This window comes from Plectonema radiosum NIES-515 (assembly GCF_025753815.1).
GTDB lineage: Bacteria > Cyanobacteriota > Cyanobacteriia > Cyanobacteriales > Nostocaceae > Hassallia > Hassallia radiosum_A.
Genome location: NZ_JAOWRF010000246.1, coordinates 1 through 4459, shown reverse-complemented (window position 1 = coordinate 4459; position 4459 = coordinate 1). Strand labels below are relative to the sequence as shown.

5 protein-coding genes are annotated in these 4459 nt (G+C 40.5%); 3 read left to right on the top strand and 2 right to left on the bottom strand.

Annotated elements, in window-relative coordinates; genetic code table 11:
• The first annotated feature begins 228 nt into the window (after nucleotides 1–228).
• Nucleotides 229–504: a hypothetical protein gene (locus OGM63_RS16845; RefSeq protein WP_263746753.1), complete on the top strand. Its 276-nt coding sequence runs from the start codon at nucleotides 229–231 to the stop codon at nucleotides 502–504.
• A gap of 119 nt (nucleotides 505–623) precedes the next feature.
• Entirely contained in the window at nucleotides 624–1013 is a 390-nt protein-coding gene (locus OGM63_RS16840; RefSeq protein WP_263746752.1) for a hypothetical protein, read from the top strand.
• A gap of 88 nt (nucleotides 1014–1101) precedes the next feature.
• Here the strand turns inward: OGM63_RS16840 and OGM63_RS16835 are convergent, their stop codons facing one another.
• Both OGM63_RS16835 and OGM63_RS16830 read right to left on the bottom strand, forming a co-directional pair.
• The gene (locus OGM63_RS16835; protein ID WP_263746751.1) at nucleotides 1102–1983 is read right to left on the bottom strand and encodes a succinate--CoA ligase subunit alpha; all 882 of its coding nucleotides are present in this window, start codon (nucleotides 1981–1983) and stop codon (nucleotides 1102–1104) included.
• Between the two features lie 97 nt (nucleotides 1984–2080).
• Complete coding sequence (locus tag OGM63_RS16830) at nucleotides 2081–3367, bottom strand: ATP-grasp domain-containing protein (protein WP_318528478.1); 1287 nt, start codon at nucleotides 3365–3367, stop codon at nucleotides 2081–2083.
• Nucleotides 3368–4090: 723 nt separating this feature from the next.
• Here OGM63_RS16830 and OGM63_RS16825 point away from each other — a divergent pair.
• Nucleotides 4091–4459 (top strand): hypothetical protein (locus OGM63_RS16825; protein WP_263746750.1); only part of this gene is annotated, 369 nt, incomplete at its 3' end.

Here is a 4459-nt window from a genome sequence, read left to right as displayed (position 1 = left end):
AGAGACGCGAATCACACATCCTGTAGAGACGCGAATCACACATCCTGTAGAGACGCGAATCACACATCCTGTAGAGACGCGAAATTTCGCGTCTCTACAAAATTTATATGTATCAGTATAAATACGTAATGATATCAGTTGGTAAAAAAATTGGTTACGGATTCTGGAATTGGAATTTTCTCGTGGGTATTTACCTTAAGAATAAAACAAACCATATAACTTATTTCCATGAAATCTCTTACCCCAGAAACAATTCGAGCTATGACTCCCATATTTATTGCAACTTTGGGAGCGATCATTGGTATTGCTGCTTTATTCTCACCAGGCATCAATGAGCATAAAGTCTCTGCTGGTCTTAGTCTTGCGGGAACAGCGATCGCTGGTGCGGCTGGACTTGCTCAAAGTAGCAAAAATGAGCCGGACTTTTCAGTGAAGCAGGAGGGGGACAGCTTGCAAGTTAAAACCCCAGCCTCTGAGCCTTCTGAGCCTAGCGACAGAGATTAATTTTTTGGGCACTCAAGTGATGTGAAATTCGTCCCAGTACAGGTTGATTGACCAACGTGCATTTAGTGATAATTTTGACAAAAAGTTGAGCGAAATGCAGGTAATTGGAGGAGAAGAACGTGAAAACAGCGTTTATTGTTAAAACATTAATTACATCGTTTAGTTTATTAGCTTTAGTTGCTCCAGGTCGAGCATCCGCTCAAATCATTCCTCAACCTTGGGTTTCTGTCGGTAGTAAAGATGGTGATATAACTTATTCTGTAGGAGCGAGAGCTTTAAATTTCGGGGCTGAATTGGGATTTGGTCCCGACGGCTCCACTGGTGTAGATGTACTAAAATTCATTTCTTTGCCAGTAATTTCACCGTATGTAGGAGTTGGGTTATATTCAGAAGATAAAGGTGTTGCCGTTTCTGGAGGTGTTCAGGTAGGCGCCACCGACAATGTTTTTGTCGGTGCGGGTTACAATTCTATTCGCGGATTTAACGGGCAATTGGGAGTAAGATTTTAGTTTTTTTCTGATTTGGTAGAGACTATTCTGTGCTACGTCTCTACCAAGGATTATAAATTTCAGCCTTTATATTTAGCGATGCCCAGTTTTATTTCAATGCCTTTTTGACTAATTCGGGAATTTGAGAAGGACGTTCGGCTACTGGTACATTTGCTTTTTTGAAAGCGGCTAATTTACTTTTTGCAGTGCCAAAATCAGGATCGCGTCCGATAACAGCTGCTAAAGTGCCAGTTTGACGCCAATGTTTTCCTGGTGGTGCTTGTGTGCCTGCGATATAGGCAATGACTGGTTTATCAATAGCCTCAGCAATGTACCGTGCAGCTGCTTCTTCGCTACCTCCACCAGGTTGACCAACTACAACGATCGCTTCTGTATTCTCATCTTCATCAAGAATTTGCAGCCATTGCAAAAAAGATGAACCGACGATCGCATCACTACCAATACTCACACTTATCGATTGCCCAAAATCAGCTTTTGTTAATTCCCAGGCAATTTCATAAGTGAGAGTGCTGCTACGACTGACGATTCCCACTGATCCTGGAGTATAGAATTCACTAGGTTGAGTACCTAAGAGAATTTTGCCGGGGACGATGATTCCTGGACTATTTGGTCCGACGACCACAATTTCTTTTGCTTCGGCTTTGCGAAGTAATTCCACCATATCCAAAGGTGGCACCCCTGCGGAGATAATGATTATTTGACGGATATCAGATGCGATCGCTTCCAATGCTGCATCCAGCACTTGGTAAGGGTGTACGCAAATAATTGTGGTATCAATTTGCCCAAATTTTGCTACTACTTCCTCTACTAAGTCAAATACCAGCAAATCGTGCAGTTGCTGTCCTCCATATCCAGGATTGACACCACCTACCAAATTCGTGCCATAAGCTTTCATTTGAGCTACATGAGTTGCGGAAATGAATTCACTGAAGCCTTGAATTAACACTTTGCTGTCTGGCATTAAATTCATAAAAAAGTCAGGTTTGAACTACCGATATAGACCTGATTAATCGCGTTTATTAGGTAATCACAAGTTTACATGTCTTTTGCATTAATTAAGATTTTCACTACTTCCGATAAGCTGACTTGGCAAGATTAACCGCTTCTGCTACTGCCTCATCTAGATTTTCTACTACTATCGGCGCATTGCTCAGAGTTTTTAGGGTTGCTAAATATTTTCTGGCTGTATTTAAATCAGAACCACCAAGACGGACAACCAAACGCGGAAAGTTATTTTCTCGGCGGATTTTACTACCATTAGAATGTAATAGTTGTGGTTTGAGTTCACTAGAGTCGTATTGGCAAGACATGGCAATAATTTCTGCTAGTTCTATAGGCTGAGGAATGCTACCCAAAAGGTTAATGAGGATGACTTGAATGCTTTTATCAGCTGCCAAGATTTTCAAACTTTTTGCTAGGCGATCGCCAAAAGTAGTTGCGGGAGTATCCGTGGAAAAAGCATGGCGCAGATTCAAACAAACACCAGGCTTACCGCCAGCATTAGCGACTAAATCTAAAGTTGCCATTACTGAACCAGTACCATTACCCAAGATGCCTATTTTACCATACATTTCTATTCCATCCCAATCACGCAAATGCCCATTTGTCTGATTACGGGGATGACGGGTAACTATTTTTTCCGCGATCGCTGCCATGTCGGGATGACGAGCGATCGCTCGTTCGTTGACTCTGATATTACCATTCAGCGCCATCAAGCTTCCAGAGGGACTCACCCCTAGAGGATTAATTTCTACTAAGTCCAGGTCTTTTTCCACAAATAACTGATACATTTTTTCCATCACGGTGCTGATCGATTGCATCATTGCACCCTGCAAACCCATTTTTAAAGCTAAGGAACGTGCATAATATGGGGAGAATTCTTGTTCAACAACGACATGTTGTATTTTCTCTGCGGCTAATTCCCAATCGATGTTCGCATCTTTACCACCTAAAAGAACCGGTCGGCAAAGAGCAGTATCTAAAACTACTGCTAAATAATATTCTTGGTCAGCATCGTATTTAGATTCTGCCAGCAAAACTTCAGGTAACTCACCTAAAATCGGCAAGTTGAAGATATTCTGTGCGGCGGCGATCGCATCAATGGTAGTCTCTACAAATCTGACTCCACCAGCTTTTGCCCGTTCTCCGGCATGTACTTGAGATTTTAGTACAATCGGATAACGGATTTTTAAGCGTTTTAAATCTGTGGGATGGTCAATTCGTTGCGATGGCAATACGGGAATGCCTATATTTCCAAACCATTCTTTTACTTGATATTCTAATAAATCCATAAAGTAAGCACCTTGTATAGCTACTTCCCAAAAGTGTCTTCGCTGCAAATGAATTGCTACCATCAAGCCTTAATTGGCTATAAGCATTTTTTCTCTCATTAATTTTATCCAATTCGCTATATGAAGCAAATTGCCGATCGTCGCAAACCTATTCTTGTCATGTCAAGAATACATCATTGCTTTTATCAGTAAAATCAACAGCCCCTAAATTAACCAGTATTTTCCGTCAACAGAACTGTTCAAGCAGTTTTTGCCTTATATTCGGATAATTTTGTTACTACCGCATTCTCACGATAAAATTAAGTACGGTAGCTACTGTACGTTTTCTTGCCAAATTGAATGCAGTAAAAATGCTCATAGATTGTATTAGTACCATTTTTTTAATTTTTAACTGCCATCTAGTTGTAAAAAAACCTAGAGGTGTAAGAATAGCGCATCTTTAGCAAAAAATAAACCATACTTATATTTGCTTATATTATGAAAAGTGTTTGAAATTTCTATTTATAAAATGAGAGATGGAAAAAAGAAGACGCAACCAGGATCTGACTCTTAATAGTTGATGTCAACAGTCTAGAGCCAAGCGTCAAAAGCGAGCTTTACGAATTATTGACTTTTATGAGAGTTGAATTTTTACTAAAGAATCGTAATTTGTGTTACAAAGTTGTTCGTTCGGACTTTAAGGCTGTGGTTGATCAAACTGTGCATTTGCAATCAAAAAACGGAAGTTATTCACTGTACACACTCGAAGATAGTAAAAACAATACAGAAGACCAGACGGATCGATCTATGAAAGTAGAAGTCCAGCAAGAAGATTTGCAGCTTTTAGCAACTATTTTGCAGGAACACTTACGTGCAGAAGTCTTATCTGGTGAACTTTTCCGGGTGAAGTGTGCTGTCAAAAATGACCAGCTAATGATTCTCACTGAACATCCTCTAAGTGTCACAACTCATACCCAGCAAGTTTTCGCAATATTAGAAGAAGCACTTGAATCGCTTCCAGGTTGCAAAAAACAACAAGTAGAAATTTTTATCAGAATTGCCGGTGAGAAACTTCCTTACACCAAGCATTCTCTGAGACTGGAAGTGGGGGGAATCCTTGAGGACAAGGAAGACAAACAGACAAGGGGACTTATTGGGGACAATTCTTTCTCCCCC

Bases quoted from the DNA above. Each gene is read 5' to 3' on its own strand.
- OGM63_RS16835 (WP_263746751.1), bottom strand. From the start codon at position 1,983: ATGAATTTAATGCCAGACAGCAAAGTGTTAATTCAAGGCTTCAGTGAA.
- OGM63_RS16830 (WP_318528478.1), bottom strand. From the start codon at position 3,367: ATGGTAGCAATTCATTTGCAGCGAAGACACTTTTGGGAAGTAGCTATA.
- OGM63_RS16845 (WP_263746753.1), top strand. From the start codon at position 229: ATGAAATCTCTTACCCCAGAAACAATTCGAGCTATGACTCCCATATTT.